Origin of the sequence: Geodermatophilus tzadiensis (assembly GCF_003002915.1) — a bacterium.
Lineage (GTDB): Bacteria > Actinomycetota > Actinomycetes > Mycobacteriales > Geodermatophilaceae > Geodermatophilus > Geodermatophilus tzadiensis.
The window spans coordinates 467,244-484,008 of record NZ_PVTG01000001.1 but is presented as its reverse complement, the minus strand read 5'-3'; the positions used below and the strand labels follow the sequence as shown (position 1 = coordinate 484,008).

Sequence of the window (16,765 nt, the reverse complement as noted above, 5' to 3'; positions counted from 1 at the left end):
ACCGATGCCGCTCACCCCCGTCCTCACCTCGCGCTGGGGCGCCGACCAGCCCTGGCGGCTGTCCACCTACGAGTCGCTCGACGGCTACACCGCGCTGCGCACGGCGCTGTCGATGACCCCCGACGAGCTGGTCTCGCTGGTCAAGGACTCCGGCCTGCGCGGCCGCGGCGGCGCCGGGTTCCCCACCGGCATGAAGTGGAGCTTCATCCCGCAGCCCAAGCCCGGCGAGACGGCCACCGGGCCGGCCGCGCTGCCCAAGTACCTCGTGGTCAACGCCGACGAGGGTGAGCCGGGCACCTGCAAGGACCTCCCGCTGATGATGACCGACCCGCACTCCCTGGTGGAGGGTGTGATCATCTCGGCGTACGCGATCCGCTGCCGGTTCGCCGTCATCTACGTCCGCGGCGAGGCGGTGCACGCCCACCGCCGGCTGGTCAGCGCCGTCGAGGAGGCGTACGCGGCCGGCTACCTCGGCCGCGACGTCCTCGGCTCGGGCTACGACCTGGAGCTGGTGGTGCACGCCGGGGCGGGTGCCTACATCTGCGGCGAGGAGACCGCGCTGCTCGACTCGCTCGAGGGCTACCGCGGCCAGCCGCGGCTCAAGCCGCCGTTCCCGGCCGTCGCCGGCCTCTACGGCGCCCCGACGGTCATCAACAACGTGGAGACGCTGGCCACCGTGCCGTTCGTCGTCCGCGGCGGCGCCGAGTGGTTCAAGCGGTTCGGGCCGGAGAAGTCGCCCGGGCCGAAGATCTACTCGATCTCCGGCCGGGTGGTGCGCCCCGGCCAGTACGAGGCCCCGATGGGCACCACGATGCGCGAGCTGCTGGCCATGGCCGGCGGCGTGCGGCCGGGCCACGAGCTCAAGTTCTGGACGCCGGGCGGCTCCTCGACGCCGTACTTCACCGCCGAGCACCTCGACGTGCCGCTGGACTTCGACTCCGTGGCGGCCGCGGGCTCCATGCTCGGCACCACCGCGCTCATGGTCTTCGACGAGACCGACTCGATCGTCGAGGCGACCCTGCGGTTCACCGAGTTCTACGCCCACGAGAGCTGCGGCAAGTGCACCCCGTGCCGCGAGGGCACCTACTGGCTGGTCCAGGTGCTGCAGCGGCTGGTCGACGGCCGCGGGACGGCGGCCGACCTCGATCTGCTCACCGACACCTGCGACAACATCCTCGGCCGGTCCTTCTGCGCCCTCGGCGACGGCGCGACCAGCTGCATCACCAGCTCGCTGAAGTACTTCCGCGACGACTACGTCGCCCTGCTGCCGCCCGAGGAGCAGGCCCGCCTGGGCCGCTCCCTGCGCCTCGAGCCCGTCGGAGCCGCTTCGTGACCCTCACGCCCACCAGCCCCGAGCCCGCGGCGGCGGTGCCGCCCGGCGTGCCGGGACCGCACACCCCGCCCGACGCCGTCCACTGCACCATCGACGGCTTCGACGTCGCGGTGCCCAAGGGGACGCTGATCATCCGGGCCGCCGAGATGGTCGGCATCCAGATCCCGCGGTTCTGCGACCACCCGCTGCTCGACCCGGTCGGCGCCTGCCGGCAGTGCCTGGTCGAGGTCGAGGGCCAGCGCAAGCCGGTGGCGTCGTGCACCATGCCGGTCTCCGACGGCATGGCTGTGCGCACCCAGCTGACCAGCGCGGTCGCCGACAAGGCGCAGCAGGGCACGATGGAGCTGCTGCTGATCAACCACCCGCTGGACTGCCCGGTCTGCGACAAGGGCGGCGAGTGCCCGCTGCAGAACCAGGCGATGAGCAACGGCCGCACCGAGACCCGCTTCGTCGACGTCAAGCGGACCTACCCCAAGCCGCTGCCGATCAGCAGCGAGATCCTGCTCGACCGCGAGCGCTGCGTGCTGTGCGCCCGCTGCACCCGCTTCTCCCAGCAGGTGGCCGGCGACCCGTTCATCGAGCTGTTCGAGCGGGGCGCGCTGGAGCAGGTCGCCGTCTACGAGGACGAGCCCTTCTCCTCCTACTTCTCCGGCAACACCACCCAGATCTGCCCGGTCGGCGCCCTCACCAGCGCCCAGTACCGGTTCCGGTCGCGGCCCTTCGACCTGCGCAGCGAGCCGTCGGTCTGCGAGCACTGCGCCTCGGGCTGCTCGATGCGCACCGACTACCGGCGCGGCAAGGTCATGCGACGGCTGGCCGGCGAGGACCCCGCGGTCAACGAGGAGTGGACCTGCGACAAGGGCCGCTACGCGTTCCGCTACGCGGCCACCAACGACCGGTTGGGCACCCCGCTGGTCCGGGGTGCCGACGGCGTGCTCGCCCCCGCCTCCTGGCCCGACGCCTGGGCCGCCGCCGCGGAGGGACTGCGCGCGGCGCGGGCCGCCGGCGGCGTCGGGGTGCTGCCCGGCGGCCGGCTGACCGTCGAGGACGCCTACGCCTACGCCAAGTTCGCGCGGATCGGCCTGCACACCAACGACGTCGACGCCCGCGCCCGGGCCCACTCCAACGAGGAGCAGGCGTTCCTCGCCGCGCACGTGGCCGGCCGCTCACCCGGCGACGGCGCGGTCACCTACGCCGAGCTCACCGCCGCTCCCGCGGTGCTGCTGGCCGGGTTCGAGCCCGAGGAGGAGTCGCCGATCGTCTTCCTCCGGCTGCGGCGGGCCGTGCGCACGGGGTCGCTGGCCGTCTACGACCTCGCCCCGTTCGCCACCCGGGCGGCGCAGAAGCTGCAGGCCACCGTCCTGGTCACCCGGCCCGGCGACGAGGCGCGCGCGCTGGGTGCGCTGGCCGACGGCAGCTGGGGCGGCCCGGCGGTCGAGGCGCTGCGGCAGCCCGGCGCGGTGGTGCTCGCCGGTGAGCGGCTGGCCGGGGTGCCCGGCGCGTTCACCGCGCTGGCCGCGCTCGCCCGCGCCACGGGCGCCCGCCTGGCCTGGGTGCCGCGGCGCGCCGGTGAGCGCGGTGCCGTGGAGGCCGGGGCGCTGCCGGCGCTGCTGCCCGGCGGGCGCCCGGTCGAGGACCCCGTGGCCCGCGCCGACGTGGCCGCGCTGTGGGGCGTCGACCCCGCCGACCTGCCCGCCGTCCCGGGCCGGGACACCACCGGCATCCTCACCGCGGTCCGCGACGGGCGGCTGGCCGGCCTCGTGGTCGGCGGCGTCGACCACGCCGACCTGCCCGACCCGCGGCTGGCCGAGGCGGCCCTCGCCGCGGCGTCGTTCGTGGTCAGCCTCGAGCAGCGGCCCAGCGCCGTGACCGCGCACGCCGACGTCGTCCTGCCGGTGGCCGCCGCGCCCGAGAAGGCCGGCAGCTACCTGGACTGGGAGGGGCGGGTGCGCTCCTTCGACGCCACGCTGCACGGCACCGGCCAGCTGCCCGACGGCCGGGTGCTGCACGGCCTGGCCGAGTACCTCGACGTCGACCTGCGGCTGCCCGGGCCGGAGGCCGCCCGCGCGGAGCTGGCCGCCCTCGGCGCCGCGGTGGCTCCGGCCGAGGTCGCCGGCCTCGACGTGCCGCCCGCGGTCGCCCCGCAGCCCGGCCCGGGCGAGGCGCTGCTGGCCTCGTGGCGGCAGCTGCTCGACGTCGGCACGCTGCAGCGCGACGAGCCCGAGCTCGCCGGCACCGCCCGCCCGCCGGTGGCCCGGCTGGCCCCCGAGGCGGCGGCCCGGCTCGGCCTGGCCGACGGCGACCCGCTCACCGTCACCGGCGCCACCGGCGCGGTGACCCTGCCGCTGTGCGTCACCGACATGCCCGACGGCGTGGTCTGGCTGCCCCTGCGCTCGCCCGGCAGCGAGGTGCACCGCGACCTCGGCACCGCGCCCGGCGCCGTCGTCCGCCTGTCCGGAGGTGCCGCGTGACGGTGTTCGCCGCCGCTGCCGACCAGCCGACGCTCGAGGACTTCGGGTCCGACGTCTGGTGGATCGTGCTCATCAAGATCGTCGGCGTCTTCGGCGTGCTGGTCGCGATGACGCTGTTCGCGATCGTGTTCGAGCGCAAGGTCGTCGCCCGCATGCAGCAGCGCTCGGGCCCCAACCGGGTGGGCCCGCGCGGGTCGCTGCAGAGCCTGGCCGACGGGCTCAAGCTGGCGTTCAAGGAAGACATCATGCCGGCGCTGGCGGACAAGCCGGTCTACTTCCTGGCGCCGGTCATCTCCGCGGTCCCGGCGTTCCTGGCCTTCTCGGTCATCCCGCTCGGACCGACGGTGAGCATCTTCGGCGAGCGCACCCCGCTGCAGCTGACCGACGCCCCCATCGGGGTGCTCGTCGTCCTCGCCTGCTCGGCGATGGGCGTCTACGGCATCGTGCTCGCCGGCTGGGCCTCGGGCTCGACCTACCCGCTGCTCGGCGGGCTGCGCAGCGCCGCGCAGATGGTCAGCTACGAGATCGCGATGGGGCTGTCGATCGTCGCGGTGTTCCTCTACGCGGGTTCGATGTCGACCTCGGAGATCGTCGCCGCCCAGGCCGACGGCAACCAGGTGTCCTTCTTCGGCCTGGAGTTCACCGGGCCCGGCTGGTACGCGATCCTGCTGCCGGTCAGCTTCGTCATCTACGTCGTCGCCGTCGTCGGGGAGACCAACCGTGCGCCGTTCGACCTCCCCGAGGCCGAGAGCGAGCTGGTCGGCGGCTTCCACACCGAGTACACGTCGCTGAAGTTCGCGCTGTTCTTCCTCGCCGAGTACATCAACATGGTCACCGTCTCGGCCCTGGCCGCGACGCTGTTCCTCGGCGGCTGGCGCGCGCCGTGGCCGCTGTCGATCTGGGACGGCGCCAACTCCGGCTGGTGGCCGCTGCTGTGGTTCTTCCTCAAGGTCGTCCTCGCGCTGTTCGTGTTCATCTGGCTGCGGGGGACGCTGCCGCGGCTGCGCTACGACCAGTTCATGCGCTTCGGCTGGAAGGTCCTGGTCCCCACGGCGCTGCTGTGGATCCTCGTCGTCGCCACGATGCGCACCGTCTCCCGGGAGGCGGAGCTCTCCAGCGGCCAGGTGGCGCTGTTCGTCGGCGTGCCGGTCGCGCTGCTCGTGCTCGCCGGGCTGCTGATCGCCAGCCGCACGGCCAACCGCGACACCCGGCTCATGGCCGCCGACGCCGCGGCCGGCGGGGTGCACGCGACCGACCCCGAGCCCGAGGTGCTGCCGCCCGCCGGGCCGCGGCACCGCCCGGCGCAGCGCTCCGGCCCGGCCCGCGCCGAGGGCGGCTTCCCGGTGCCGCCGATGGACCTCACCGTGCCGCCCTCGCCGCGGCTGCGCCGCACCGAGCCGGTCGGCGCGCCCACCGGCGGCGGGGTGGTCGGCAGCGGCCGCCGCTCCGCCGGTGGCAGCACGGGCAGCACCGCCACCCGCGCACAGGAGGACAGCGATGCCTGAGCAGGACCCGATGACGACCGGCCAGGAGAAGGGGCTGGCGCAGGCGTCGCGGGGCGCGGTCGAGCGCGCCGGCGGCGGGGGCGGCGCGGCACCGGCGCGGCGCAGCCTGCTCCCGGCGCCGGGCCAGGGCTTCGGCGTCACCTTCGGCCAGATGTTCAAGAAGGTGACCACCGAGCAGTACCCCGAGACGCCCAAGGTGACCAAGCCGCGCTACCACGGGCGGCACGTGCTCAACCGGCACCCCGACGGGCTGGAGAAGTGCGTCGGCTGCGAGCTGTGCGCGTGGGCGTGCCCGGCCGACGCCATCTACGTCGAGGGCGGCGACAACACCGAGGACGAGCGCTACAGCCCCGGTGAGCGCTACGGCCGCGTCTACCAGATCAACTACCTGCGCTGCATCTTCTGCGGCCTGTGCATCGAGGCCTGCCCGACCCGCTCGCTGACCATGAGCAACGACTTCGAGCTGGCCGACGACAACCGGGGCGACCTGATCTACACCAAGGAGCAGCTCATGGCCCCGCTGCTGCCGGGCATGGAGGCCCCGCCGCACGCCATGCGCCTGGGCGAGGACGAGAAGGCGTACTACGTGCGCGAGCCCGAGCGGGGCTCGGCGGCCGAGCCGGTCACGGCGGAGCGGGCATGAGCGTCGTCGCCGCGGCCGCCGACACCTCGGTGCAGCTGGGCACCGGGGAGGCCGTCGTCTTCTGGGTGCTCGGCCCGATCGCGCTGGCCGGCGCGCTCGGCATGGTGTTCAGCCGCAACGCCGTCCACTCGGCGCTGTGGCTGGTCAACACCATGCTGACGCTGGGCGTCTTCTACGTCGTGCAGTCGGCGCCCTTCCTCGGCGCGGTGCAGATCATCGTCTACACCGGCGCGATCATGATCCTCTTCCTGTTCGTGCTCATGCTGGTCGGCCGCGACTCCTCGGACTCCGTCGTGGAGACCCTGCGCGGGCAGCGGGTGGCCGCGATCGTGCTCGGCGTCGGGTTCGCCGGCCTGGTCGGCGCCGGCATCGCCCGCGCCACGCAGGACACCGCGGCCGCCGGGCTGGGCGACCAGGGCGGGCGGGGCAACATCGAGGGGATCGCCGAGGTGCTGTTCACCCGGTACCTGCTGGCCTTCGAGGTGACCAGCGCGCTGCTGATCACCGCCGCCGTCGGCGCCATGGTGCTGGCCCACATCGAGCGCGAGCCCGGCACCCGGCAGACCCAGAAGGAGCTCTCCCGGGCCCGCTTCCTCACCGACCGGCCGCAGACGTACCCCGGCCCCGGCGTGTACGCCCGCGCCAACTCCGTCGCTGCGCCCGCGCTGCTGCCCGACGGCAGCACCGCCGAGGAGACCGTCGCCACCGGCATCGAGGCCCAGGAGGTCGAGCAGATGCCGCGCCCCACCGGCCGCGGCCAGCTGGGCAGCCCCGACGCCTCGCTGGGCAGCCTGGAGGGCCCGCGATGACGCTGACGCACTACCTCGTGCTCGCGGCGATCCTGTTCACCATCGGCGCGGTCGGCGTCCTGGTGCGCCGCAACGCGATCGTCGTGTTCATGTGCGTCGAGCTGATGCTCAACTCGGTCAACCTGACGCTGGTCACCTTCGCCCGGGCCACCGGGACCATCGACGGCCAGATCATGGCCTTCTTCGTCATGGTCGTGGCCGCCGCCGAGGTCGTCGTCGGCCTGGCGATCATCATGTCGATCTACCGGACCCGCCGGTCGGCGTCGGTCGACGACGCCAACCTGCTCAAGTACTGACGGGAGCCGGGGACATGGACACCGTCGCCGCCGACGGACTGCTCTCGGCCTCCTGGCTGGTGATCGCGCTGCCGCTGCTCGGCGCCGCGGTGCTCCTGCTGGGTGGCCGCCGCACCGACCGCTTCGGCCACCTGCTGGGGACGGCGACCGTCGTCGCCGCCTTCGTCGTCGGGCTGCTGTGCACCGTCGCGCTGGCTGGCAGCGACCAGCGCTCGGTCGCCGTGGACCTGTTCACCTTCATCGGCGTCGGCGACCTCGACGTGCAGGCCGGGCTGCTGATCGACCCGCTGTCGGCGACGTTCGTGCTGCTGATCACCGGTGTGGGCGCGCTGATCCACGTCTACTCGATCGGCTACATGGCGCACGACCCGCGCCGCCGCCGGTTCTTCGCCTACCTCAACCTGTTCGTCGCGGCGATGCTGCTGCTCGTCCTCGGCGACAACTACGTGGCCCTCTACGTCGGCTGGGAGGGCGTGGGCCTGGCGTCCTACCTGCTGATCGCCTTCTGGCACGAGCGCCCGGCCGCCGCCACCGCCGCCAAGAAGGCGTTCATCATGAACCGGGTCGGCGACGTCGGCCTGGCCCTGGCGATCTTCGTGATGTTCGCCCAGCTCGGCACGGTGAGCTACGAGGGCGTCTTCGGCGGCATCGGCACCCTGGCCGCCGGCACCGTCACGGCCATCGGCCTGCTGCTCCTGCTCGGTGCCTGCGGCAAGTCCGGCCAGTTCCCGCTGCAGGCGTGGCTGCCCGACGCCATGGAGGGCCCGACGCCGGTCTCGGCGCTCATCCACGCCGCCACGATGGTCACCGCCGGCGTCTACCTCATCGCCCGATCGGCGCCGATCTACGACCTGACGCCGACCGCCCGCACCGTCGTCCTCGCCGTCGGCGCGGTCACCCTGCTGATCGGGGCGGTCGTCGGCTGCGCGTACGACGACATCAAGAAGGTGCTGGCCTACTCCACGGTCAGCCAGATCGGCTACATGTTCCTGGCGGTGGGCCTCGGCCCCGTCGGCTACGCGGCCGGCATCGCCCACCTGCTCACCCACGGCTTCTTCAAGGCCGGGCTGTTCCTCGGCGCCGGGTCGGTCATGCACGCGATGAACGACCAGGTGGACATGCGCCGCTTCGGCGGGCTGGCCCGCAGGCTACCGGTCACCTTCGTCACGTTCGGCCTCGGCTACCTGGCGCTCATCGGCTTCCCCTTCCTGTCCGGCTACTGGACCAAGGACGCCATCATCGAGGCGGCGCTGGACCGGGGCGGGACGTCGGGCTGGCTGCTGGGCGCGGTCGCGGTCACCGGCGCCGGGCTGACCGCCTTCTACATGACCCGGCTGATGCTCATGACGTTCCTGGGCCGGCCGCGGTGGACCGACGACGTCCACCCGCACGAGTCGCCGTCGGTGATGACCGCGCCGATGGTCGTGCTCGCCGTCGGCTCGGTGGCCGCCGGCTTCCTGCTGGTCAACGTGTTCCCGCTCGACGAGTGGCTGGCCCCGGTGTTCGGCGCCCCCGAGGAGGCCGAGCACGTGGTCGCCCCCGCCGTCGTCGGGATCGTGGTGACCGCGGTGATGCTGGTCGGCGTCCTCGCCGCGTGGCTGTTCGTCGGCCGCCGCGAGATCCCGGTGGTCGCGCCCGAGCGGGTCTCGCCGGTCACCCGCGCCGCCCGCCGCGCCCTCTACGCCGACGCGGTCAACGAGTCGCTGTTCATGCGGCCCGGGCAGTGGCTGACCCGCGCGCTGGTGTGGGTCGACAACCGCGGGGTCGACGGCGCGGTCAACGGCCTCGCCGCCACCCTGGGGGGCTCCTCCTCCCGGCTGGGCCGCGCGCAGACCGGCTTCGTCCGGTCCTACGCCCTCGGCATGCTCGGCGGCGCGGTGGTCGTGGCCGGGGCCCTGCTGGCGGTGACGGCCGGGTGAGCGGACCCGTGCCCGACGAGACGACGACCGACGGAACGACGTTCAGGAGCCCGGCGTGAGCGACTCCCTGCTGCTGCTCGCGATGCTGGTGGTGCCCGCGGTGGGCGCCGCCGCCGTCGCCGCGCTCCCCGGCGACCGGGAGGCCACGGCCAAGCAGGCCACCCTCGGCGTGAGCCTGCTCGTGCTGGTCCTGGCCGTGCTGGCCACCCTCGCCTTCGACCCCGACGGCGAGCGCTTCCAGCTGACCAGCTCGGTGTCCTGGATCCCGGGCTTCGGCGTCGACTTCGCCCTGGGCGTCGACGGCATCGCGCTGGTCATGCTGCTGCTGGTCGGCGTCCTGGTGCCGGTGGTGGTGCTGGCCTCCTGGCGGGACACCTCGCCCGGGCGCCGCTCGATGCGCACCTTCTTCGCCTGGCTGCTGCTGCTCGAGGCGTGCATGGTCGGCGTCTTCGCCGCCACCGACGTGTTCCTCTTCTACGTCTTCTTCGAGGCGATGCTGGTCCCGGTGTACTTCATCGTGGGCAGCTTCGGCGGCCCGCGGCGGCAGTACGCGGCGGTGAAGTTCTTCCTCTACAGCCTGGTGGGCGGGCTGGTCATGCTCGCCGCCGTCATCGGGCTCTACGTGGTCAGCGAGGCCGCGGGGGAGGGCACCTTCTCCTTCACCGCGCTCAACGACCTCCAGATCGACCCCACCGCGCAGCGGCTGCTGTTCCTCGGCTTCTTCGTCGCCTTCGCCATCAAGGCGCCGCTGGTGCCGCTGCACACCTGGCTGCCCGACACCGGTGCCGAGGCCCCGATCGGCGGCGCGGTGCTGCTGGTCGGCGTCCTGGACAAGGTGGGCACCTTCGGCTTCCTCCGCTACTGCCTGCCGCTGTTCCCCGACGCGTCGCGGGAGTTCGCACCGCTGGTGCTCGTGCTCGCCGTCGCCGGCGTCCTCTACGCCGCGCTGCTGGCGATGGGGCAGAGCGACATGAAGCGGCTGGTCAGCTACACCTCGATCGCGCACTTCGGGTTCATCGCGCTCGGTGTCTTCGCCTTCACCACCGAGGCCGCCACGGGCGCGGTGCTGTACATGGTCAACCACGGCATCGCCACCGGCCTGCTGTTCCTCGTCGTCGGGATGCTCATCGCCCGCGGCGGGTCGCGGCTGGTCGGCGACTACGGCGGCGTGGCCGCGCACGCGCCGAAGCTGGCCGGGGTGTTCCTGATCGCGGGGCTCGCCTCGCTGGCGCTGCCGGGCACCAACAGCTTCGTCAGCGAGTTCCTCGTCCTCATCGGCTCGTTCCCGACCCGGCCGGTCTTCACCGTGCTGGCCACCGTGGGCATCGTGCTGGCCGCGCTCTACGTGCTGCTGCTCTACCAACGGACGATGCACGGCCCGCCGCGCGGCGTGCTGTTCGCCGCTGCCGACGCCGGGACCCCCGACGCCGGCACCCCCGGTGCCGGACCCGCGGACGGCGGCCACCCGGCCGGCGGCGCCACCGCGGCCACCGCGACGGCGACGGGGACGGCGACCGGCACGGCGACCGGCACGGCGACGCTCACCCGGGCCGCCGGCGCCGCCACCCGCGTGCGCGACCTGTCCCGCCGTGAGGTGGCCGTCGTCGCCCCGCTCGTGGCGCTGGTGCTGGTGCTCGGCGTCTACCCGCAGCCGCTGATCCGGCTGATCGAGCCGGCCGTCGCCGCCACGATGAGCGACGTCGGCGCCGGCACCTCCGACTCCTCCGAGGGGACCGACTGATGTCCATCGAGGCCCCCGACCTCTCGCTGGCCGCGCTCACCCCGCTGCTGTTCGTCTTCGGCGCCGCCTGCACCGGCGTGCTGGTCGAGGCGTTCGGCCCACGGGAGAGCCGCCACCCGGTGCAGGTGACCGTCGCGTTGGTCGGCACCCTCGGCGGGCTGGTCAGCACGCTGCTGCTGGCCGGCACCGCGGAGGTGACCGCGGGCGGCGCACTCGCCGTCGACGGCGCCGCCGTCTTCCTGCAGGCCACCATCGCCGGGCTGGCGGCCCTGTCGGTGCTGATGTTCGCCGAGCGCAACCTCGACCCGGCCCGCTCGGCGTTCGTCGTCTCCGCGGCCGTGCCGGCGGGCAGCCCCCGCGACCGGGAGCTGCTCACCGTGCAGCGGGTGCAGACCGAGGTCTACCCGCTGACGCTGTTCGCCGTCGGCGGGATGATGCTGTTCGTCGCGGCCAACGACCTGCTCGTCATGTTCATCGCCCTCGAGGTGCTCAGCCTGCCGCTGTACCTGATCAGTGGGCTGGCCCGCCGGCGCCGGCTGCTCTCGCAGGAGGCGGCGGTCAAGTACTTCCTGCTCGGCGCGTTCGCCTCGGCGTTCTTCCTCTACGGCCTCGCCCTGGTCTACGGCGCCACCGGCAGCGTGCGGCTGGCCGACGTCCGCTCGGCCGTGGGCGGCGGCGACGGCGAGGTGCTGCTCGTGCTGGGCCTGGCGCTGCTCGTCGTCGGCCTGCTGTTCAAGGCCAGTGTCGCGCCGTTCCACACCTGGACGCCCGACGTCTACCAGGGCGCGCCCACCCCGGTGACCGCCTTCATGGCCGCCTGCACGAAGGTCGCGGCCTTCGGCGCCATCCTGCGGCTGCTCTACGTCGCCTTCGGCCCGGAGGAGTGGACCTGGCGGCCCCTGGTCTACGGGGTGGCCATCGTCTCGATGGTGGTCGGTGCGGTCCTCGGGCTCACCCAGACCGACCTCAAGCGGATGCTGGCCTACTCCTCGGTGGCCCACGCGGGCTTCCTGCTCACCGGCGTCCTGGGCTACCCGGGCACCGGCGACCCCGCGGGCTCCGGCCTCCCGGCCACGATGTTCTACCTGCTGGCCTACGGCCTGACCACGCTCGGCGCCTTCGCCGTCCTCACCCTGGTGCGCAGCGGTGACGGCGAGGCCACCCACCTGTCGCAGTGGGCCGGCCTGGCGCAGCGCTCGCCGCTCACCGCCGCGGTGATGAGCCTGTTCCTGCTCGCGCTGGCCGGGATCCCGCTGACCAGCGGCTTCACCGGCAAGTTCGCCGTGTTCCGGGCGGCGATCGAGAACGGTGCCTGGCCGCTGGCCCTGGTCGCGCTGCTGGCCAGTGCGGTGGCGGCGTTCTTCTACCTGCGGGTGATCGTGCTCATGTACTTCTCCGAGCCCGCGGCCGACGGGCCCACGGTCGGCGTGCCCGGCCTGCCCACCACGATCGTGCTGGCGGTGACGGCGGCGGCGACCCTGGTCCTGGGCGTCGTCCCCGGGTCGGTGCTGGGGCTGGCGGACCAGGCGGCTATCTTCGTCGGTTGATGACCGGACCCCGTGCCGCCGTCGACGGGATCGCCCCGGCCGAGGTCTGGCACCGCATCTCCACACCCGCCTCCACCGTCGGGGCCTGGCTGCCCGAGGGGCCCCTCGGGGCGTCCCTGGGCGAGGGGCTGTCCCGGGTGGAGGCCGCGCTGGCCACCGCCGTGGACAGCGACCACTCGTTCGTCTCCGAGGCCGCCGGCCACCTGATGGCCGCCGGGGGCAAGCGGTTCCGGCCGATGCTCGCGCTGCTGGCCGCCCAGCTCGGCGACGCCCGGGCGCCCGACGTCGTCCGGGCCGCCGTCGTCTGCGAGCTCACCCACCTGGCGACGCTGTACCACGACGACGTGATGGACGAGGCCTCCGTCCGCCGCGGGGCGCCCAGCGCCAACAGCCGGTGGACCAACAGCGTGGCCATCCTGACCGGCGACTTCCTCTTCGCCCGCGCCTCCGACATCCTCGCCGACCTCGGCCCGGAGGCGGTGCGCATCCAGGCGCGGACCTTCGAGCGGCTGGTCACCGGGCAGATCCGGGAGACCGTGGGTGCGCGCCCGGGCGAGGACCGGGTGACCCACTACCTCGAGGTGCTCGCCGACAAGACCGGCTCGCTGGTGGCCACCTCGGCGCGCTTCGGCGCCACCTTCGCCGGCGTCGAGCCCGCGCTGGTCGAGGCGCTCACCCGCTTCGGCGAGCTGGTCGGCGTCGCCTTCCAGCTCTCCGACGACCTGCTCGACATCGTCAGCGAGGACGGCGCCTCCGGGAAGTCGCCGGGCACCGACCTGCGCGAGGGCATCGCCACGCTGCCGGCGCTCATCGCGCTGACCGGCGACGACCCGGCCGAGGAGCGGCTGCGGGAGCTGGTGGCCCGCCCGCTGTCCGACGACGGCGAGCACGCCGAGGCGCTGACCCTGCTGCGCGGCTCGACGGCGCTGGCCCGCGCCACCGAGGTGCTGCGCGACTACGCCGACCGGGCCCAGGCCTCGCTCGCCGACGTCCCGGCCGGCGAGGTGCGCGAGGCGCTCGCCGCGCTGTGCGACTACGTGGTCACCCGCACGAGCTGAGAAGGACCCTCGTGCCCCCCGGGAAGGACCCCCCTGCCCCCCGCCACTCGCAGGCTCGCGGCGGGACCCTGCAGGGGGGCCGACAGACGCTCGCGGCGGGCCCCTGCACGAGGGCCGTGCTGCTGGCCGCCGTGCTCCTGCTGACCGGCTGCTCGACGGGCGGGACCGGCGACCTGCCCGGCGGCCAGGAGGACGAGGGCGCCACCGACGTCCCCGATGCCGGCGCGACGACGGCGGGGCTCCCGGCGCTGGAGGTGGAGACCGTCCTCGACGGGCTCGACCACCCCTGGGACGTCGCGGTGGCCCCCGACGGCACCCTGCTGCTCGACGAGCGCGGCGGCGGCCTGACCGCCGTCCTCCCCGACGGCACGGCCCGGGAGCTCGACGCCGACCTCTCCGACCTCTTCGCCGACGGCGAGACCGGCCTCATGGGCCTGGTCCTGAGCCCGGCGTTCGCCGACGACCGGCGGTTCTACACCTGCCAGGGCGTCGAGGAGGACGGCGGCGCGGAGATCCAGGTCGTCGCCTGGACCGTGGACGAGGAGTGGACGGCGGCCACCCGCGTGGCCGACCCCCTCGTCGGTGACATCCCGGTCAACGAGTCCTCCGGCCGGCACGGCGGCTGCCGGGTGCGCTTCGACCCGACCGGCGCGCTGCTGGTCGGCACCGGCGACAACGCCGTCGGGAGCAACCCGCAGGACCTCGGCACGCTGGCCGGCAAGGTCCTGCGCGTCGACCCCGCCACCGGCGGCCCGGCGCCCGGCAACCCGTTCGCCGGCGACGCCGACCCGGTCACCCGGCTGGTCCTCAGCTACGGGCACCGCAACGTGCAGGGCATCGCCGTGCAGCCGGGCACCGGCGCGGTGTACACCGCCGAGCAGGGCTCCGACCGCGACGACGAGGTCAACCTCTCGGTGCCCGGCGGCAACTACGGCTGGGACCCCGACGGCGCCGGCGGGCGCTACGACGAGAGCGTGCCGATGACCGACCCGGCGATCCCGGGCGCGATCGCCGCGGTCTGGTCCTCCGGCGTCCCGACCATCGCCACCAGCGGCGCGGAGTTCCTCAGCGGGCCGCAGTGGGGCGGTTACGACGGCGTCCTGCTGGTCGGCGTGCAGAAGGACACCGGGGTGCTCGCGCTGCGGGTGGACGACGGCCGGCTGGTCGAGCAGTTCCGCGTGCCCGAGCTGGAGGACACCTACGGCCGGGTGCGCACCCCGGTGCTCGGCAGCGACGGCGCGCTGTACCTGACCACCGACAACGGCGAGGGCGACGACCGCGTCCTGCGCGTCACACCGATCGGGTGAGGACCCGGTCGGGGACCGGCGTCCCCTCGGGCAGCAGCGGACAGGGCTCGGGCTCACCGAGGACGGTGCGCAGTGGCAGCACCCCCGCCCACACCGGCGCGGCCAGGTCCTCCTCGTCGTCGACGGGCGGGCCGGTGCGCACCTTGACGCTGGCCTCGGCCAGGTCCAGCGACAGCAGCGCGGTGGCGGCGAGCTCCTTGCGGGTCGGCTGCCGGGTCGCCGTCCACGAGCCGGGCGCGAGGTGCTCGGTGAGCGCCTCGAGTCCGAGCAGCCGCTCGCCGGGGTCGGTCACCGCCCGGGCGGCGCCGTGGACGACGGCGCAGCGGTAGTTGACCGAGTGGTGGAACGCCGAGCGCGCGTAGACGACGCCGTCGAGGTGGGTGACGGTGAAGCAGACCGGCGCCCCCGCCGCGGCGGCGCGCAGCGTGGCCGCGCCCGTGGAGCCGTGCAGGTACAACGTGTCCCCGCGGCGGCCGTAGCCGGTGGGCAGCACCACCGGGGCGCCGCCGAGCACGATCCCGAGGTGGCCGACCAGCCCGGCGTCGAGGACGGCGTACAGCTCGGCCCGGTCGGTGCGGGCCCGCGGAGCACCTCGGCGGACGGTGCTCCGGGCGGTGGGGGAGAGCGGCGGCGCGGTGTCCATGCCACCACCCTCGGCGACGCGGTGGCATCCTCCAAGGGCCACTCCGGAGCAACTCCGGCAGGCCACTCGGGAGGAGAAGCGTGTGGTGGAGGTCCCGCCGGTCGTCCTGCGGCGCGCGTCCGGGACGCCGCTGGCGGTGCAGCTCGCCGACGCGCTCCGCGCAGCGGCCGCCGGCGGCGCGCTGCGGCCCGGCGACCGGCTGCCCTCCACCCGGGAGCTGGCCACGGCGCTGCGGGTCAGCCGGACGGTCACCTCCGCCGCCTACGACCAGCTGGTGGCCGAGGGGTGGGCCGCCGGGCGGCACGGCTCGGGCACCTACGTCGTCGGCGCGGCCCCGGCCGCCCCGGTGCGGGCGGGGCACGGGGCGCCGGCGCGGTCGGCGGCGACGCCGGCGGTGGACCTGCGCGCCGGGTCGCCGTGCCTCGAGGTGCTCGACCGTGCCGCGTGGCGGCGGGCCTGGCGGGCGGCCGGGGACGCCGCGCCCGACCCGGGACCCGAGCCCGCCGCCGACCCGGGGTTCCAGCTGGCCGTCACCGAGCACCTGCTGCGGCACCGCGGCCTGCCCGCGGCGCCGGACGACGTGCTGGCGACCGCCGGCACCTCCGCGGCGGTCGGGGAGGTCGCCCGGCTGCTGCCGCCGGGCAGCCGCGTCGGGCTGGAGGACCCCGGCTACCAGCGCGCGGCCGGGGCGCTGCGGGCCGCCGGGCTGGAGGTGGTGCCCTGCCCGGTCGACGACGACGGGCTGGTCGTCGACGCCCTCCCGGCCGGCCTGGCCGCGGTGTACTGCACACCGGCGCACCAGTTCCCCCTGGGCCGGAGACTGTCCGCGGCCCGCCGGGTGGCCCTGGTCGCGCGGGCACGCGCGGAGGGCTGGTGGGTGCTGGAGGACGACTACGACGGCGAGCTGCGCTACGACGTCGCCCCGCTGCCGCTGCTGGCCGCCCTCGGTCCCGACGTCGTGGTGCACCTCGGGACCAGCAGCAAGGTGGTCAGCCCGACGCTGGGCACCGGCTGGCTGGTGGCGCCCGCGTCGCTGCGCGCAGAGTTGGTCGCCGCGCGGACGGCCACCGGCACCCGCCCGCCACGCGCCGGCCAGCGGGTGCTCGCCGCGCTGGCCGCCTCCGGTGACCTGGCCCGCCACCTGCGGCGGCTGCGCCGCGAGCTCGCCGGGCGGCGGGCCGCGGTGCTGCAGGCGCTCACCGCCGCGGGGGTCGCCGTCACCGGGGACCCGGCCGGCGCCCACGTGTTCGTGCCGCTGCCCGACCGGACGGCGGAGGCGGCGGTCGTGGCCGCGGCCGCGGAGCGCGGGCTGACCGTCGACGGGCTGGCCCGGCACGCGGCCGGGCCCGGACCGGCGGCCGGGCTCGTGCTCGGCTTCGCGGCTCCCTCACGCGACGAGCTGTCGCGGGCGCTGCCCGTGCTCGCCGACCTCCTCCGGAACGCCGACCGGCCCGCCTCCCCGGAGGGCGACGGGCCGGTCGGCGGCTGAGCGA

At 74.8% G+C, this 16,765-nt stretch carries 13 protein-coding genes; 12 read left to right on the top strand and 1 reads right to left on the bottom strand.

Features of this window, described 5'->3' with window-relative positions; all coding sequences use genetic code 11:
• Positions 1 to 4 precede the first annotated feature (4 nt).
• The 11 genes from nuoF to LY71_RS02265 all read left to right on the top strand — a co-directional run bounded on the left by nuoF (position 5) and on the right by LY71_RS02265 (position 14,629).
• A complete protein-coding gene (gene nuoF, locus LY71_RS02315; RefSeq protein WP_106275320.1) occupies positions 5 to 1,333 on the top strand; it encodes an NADH-quinone oxidoreductase subunit NuoF in 1,329 nt (442 codons plus the stop codon).
• Positions 1,330 to 3,804 carry an NADH-quinone oxidoreductase subunit G gene (locus tag LY71_RS02310; protein ID WP_106275319.1) on the top strand — a complete coding sequence of 825 codons (2,475 nt, stop codon included), beginning with the start codon at positions 1,330 to 1,332 and terminating at the stop codon, positions 3,802 to 3,804. The genes nuoF and LY71_RS02310 overlap by 4 nt, the downstream gene beginning before the upstream one ends.
• Entirely contained in the window at positions 3,801 to 5,309 is a 1,509-nt protein-coding gene (nuoH, locus tag LY71_RS02305) for an NADH-quinone oxidoreductase subunit NuoH (protein WP_106275318.1), read from the top strand. The genes LY71_RS02310 and nuoH overlap by 4 nt, the downstream gene beginning before the upstream one ends.
• Positions 5,302 to 5,952 carry an NADH-quinone oxidoreductase subunit NuoI gene (gene nuoI / locus LY71_RS02300; protein ID WP_106275317.1) on the top strand — a complete coding sequence of 217 codons (651 nt, stop codon included), beginning with the start codon at positions 5,302 to 5,304 and terminating at the stop codon, positions 5,950 to 5,952. The genes nuoH and nuoI overlap by 8 nt, the downstream gene beginning before the upstream one ends.
• Complete coding sequence (locus tag LY71_RS02295; RefSeq protein WP_106275316.1) at positions 5,949 to 6,761, top strand: NADH-quinone oxidoreductase subunit J; 813 nt, start codon at positions 5,949 to 5,951, stop codon at positions 6,759 to 6,761. Before nuoI ends, LY71_RS02295 begins: the two co-directional genes overlap by 4 nt.
• On the top strand, positions 6,758 to 7,057 hold the full coding sequence (gene nuoK / locus LY71_RS02290) for an NADH-quinone oxidoreductase subunit NuoK (protein ID WP_075013278.1): 300 nt from the start codon (positions 6,758 to 6,760) through the stop codon (positions 7,055 to 7,057). The genes LY71_RS02295 and nuoK overlap by 4 nt, the downstream gene beginning before the upstream one ends.
• A gap of 14 nt (positions 7,058 to 7,071) precedes the next feature.
• Positions 7,072 to 8,976 carry an NADH-quinone oxidoreductase subunit L gene (nuoL, locus tag LY71_RS02285; protein ID WP_106275315.1) on the top strand — a complete coding sequence of 635 codons (1,905 nt, stop codon included), beginning with the start codon at positions 7,072 to 7,074 and terminating at the stop codon, positions 8,974 to 8,976.
• 55 nt (positions 8,977 to 9,031) lie between these two features.
• A complete protein-coding gene (locus LY71_RS02280; protein ID WP_106275314.1) occupies positions 9,032 to 10,717 on the top strand; it encodes an NADH-quinone oxidoreductase subunit M in 1,686 nt (561 codons plus the stop codon).
• The gene (nuoN, locus tag LY71_RS02275) at positions 10,717 to 12,264 is read left to right on the top strand and encodes an NADH-quinone oxidoreductase subunit NuoN (RefSeq protein ID WP_106275313.1); all 1,548 of its coding nucleotides are present in this window, start codon (positions 10,717 to 10,719) and stop codon (positions 12,262 to 12,264) included. The genes LY71_RS02280 and nuoN overlap by 1 nt, the downstream gene beginning before the upstream one ends.
• A complete protein-coding gene (locus LY71_RS02270; RefSeq protein ID WP_106275312.1) occupies positions 12,264 to 13,322 on the top strand; it encodes a polyprenyl synthetase family protein in 1,059 nt (352 codons plus the stop codon). The genes nuoN and LY71_RS02270 overlap by 1 nt, the downstream gene beginning before the upstream one ends.
• Before the next feature lie 116 nt (positions 13,323 to 13,438).
• Positions 13,439 to 14,629, top strand: a complete 1,191-nt coding sequence (locus tag LY71_RS02265; protein ID WP_106275311.1) for a PQQ-dependent sugar dehydrogenase — start codon at positions 13,439 to 13,441, stop codon at positions 14,627 to 14,629.
• On the opposite strand, the gene LY71_RS02260 is transcribed toward LY71_RS02265, so the two are convergent.
• Positions 14,613 to 15,272 carry a pyridoxamine 5'-phosphate oxidase family protein gene (locus LY71_RS02260; protein ID WP_106275310.1) on the bottom strand — a complete coding sequence of 220 codons (660 nt, stop codon included), beginning with the start codon at positions 15,270 to 15,272 and terminating at the stop codon, positions 14,613 to 14,615. The genes LY71_RS02265 and LY71_RS02260 overlap by 17 nt on opposite strands.
• 85 nt (positions 15,273 to 15,357) lie before the next feature.
• Here LY71_RS02260 and pdxR point away from each other — a divergent pair, with 85 nt between their 5' ends.
• Complete coding sequence (pdxR, locus tag LY71_RS02255) at positions 15,358 to 16,761, top strand: MocR-like pyridoxine biosynthesis transcription factor PdxR (protein ID WP_245887602.1); 1,404 nt, start codon at positions 15,358 to 15,360, stop codon at positions 16,759 to 16,761.
• The last annotated feature ends 4 nt before the right edge of the window (positions 16,762 to 16,765 follow it).

Coding starts and splice junctions, on each gene's coding strand:
- nuoL (WP_106275315.1), top strand. CDS start 7,072: ATGGACACCGTCGCCGCCGACGGACTGCTCTCGGCCTCCTGGCTGGTG.
- nuoF (WP_106275320.1), top strand. CDS start 5: ATGCCGCTCACCCCCGTCCTCACCTCGCGCTGGGGCGCCGACCAGCCC.
- nuoK (WP_075013278.1), top strand. CDS start 6,758: ATGACGCTGACGCACTACCTCGTGCTCGCGGCGATCCTGTTCACCATC.
- LY71_RS02260 (WP_106275310.1), bottom strand. CDS start 15,272: ATGGACACCGCGCCGCCGCTCTCCCCCACCGCCCGGAGCACCGTCCGC.
- nuoN (WP_106275313.1), top strand. CDS start 10,717: ATGTCCATCGAGGCCCCCGACCTCTCGCTGGCCGCGCTCACCCCGCTG.
- nuoI (WP_106275317.1), top strand. CDS start 5,302: ATGCCTGAGCAGGACCCGATGACGACCGGCCAGGAGAAGGGGCTGGCG.
- LY71_RS02295 (WP_106275316.1), top strand. CDS start 5,949: ATGAGCGTCGTCGCCGCGGCCGCCGACACCTCGGTGCAGCTGGGCACC.
- LY71_RS02270 (WP_106275312.1), top strand. CDS start 12,264: ATGACCGGACCCCGTGCCGCCGTCGACGGGATCGCCCCGGCCGAGGTC.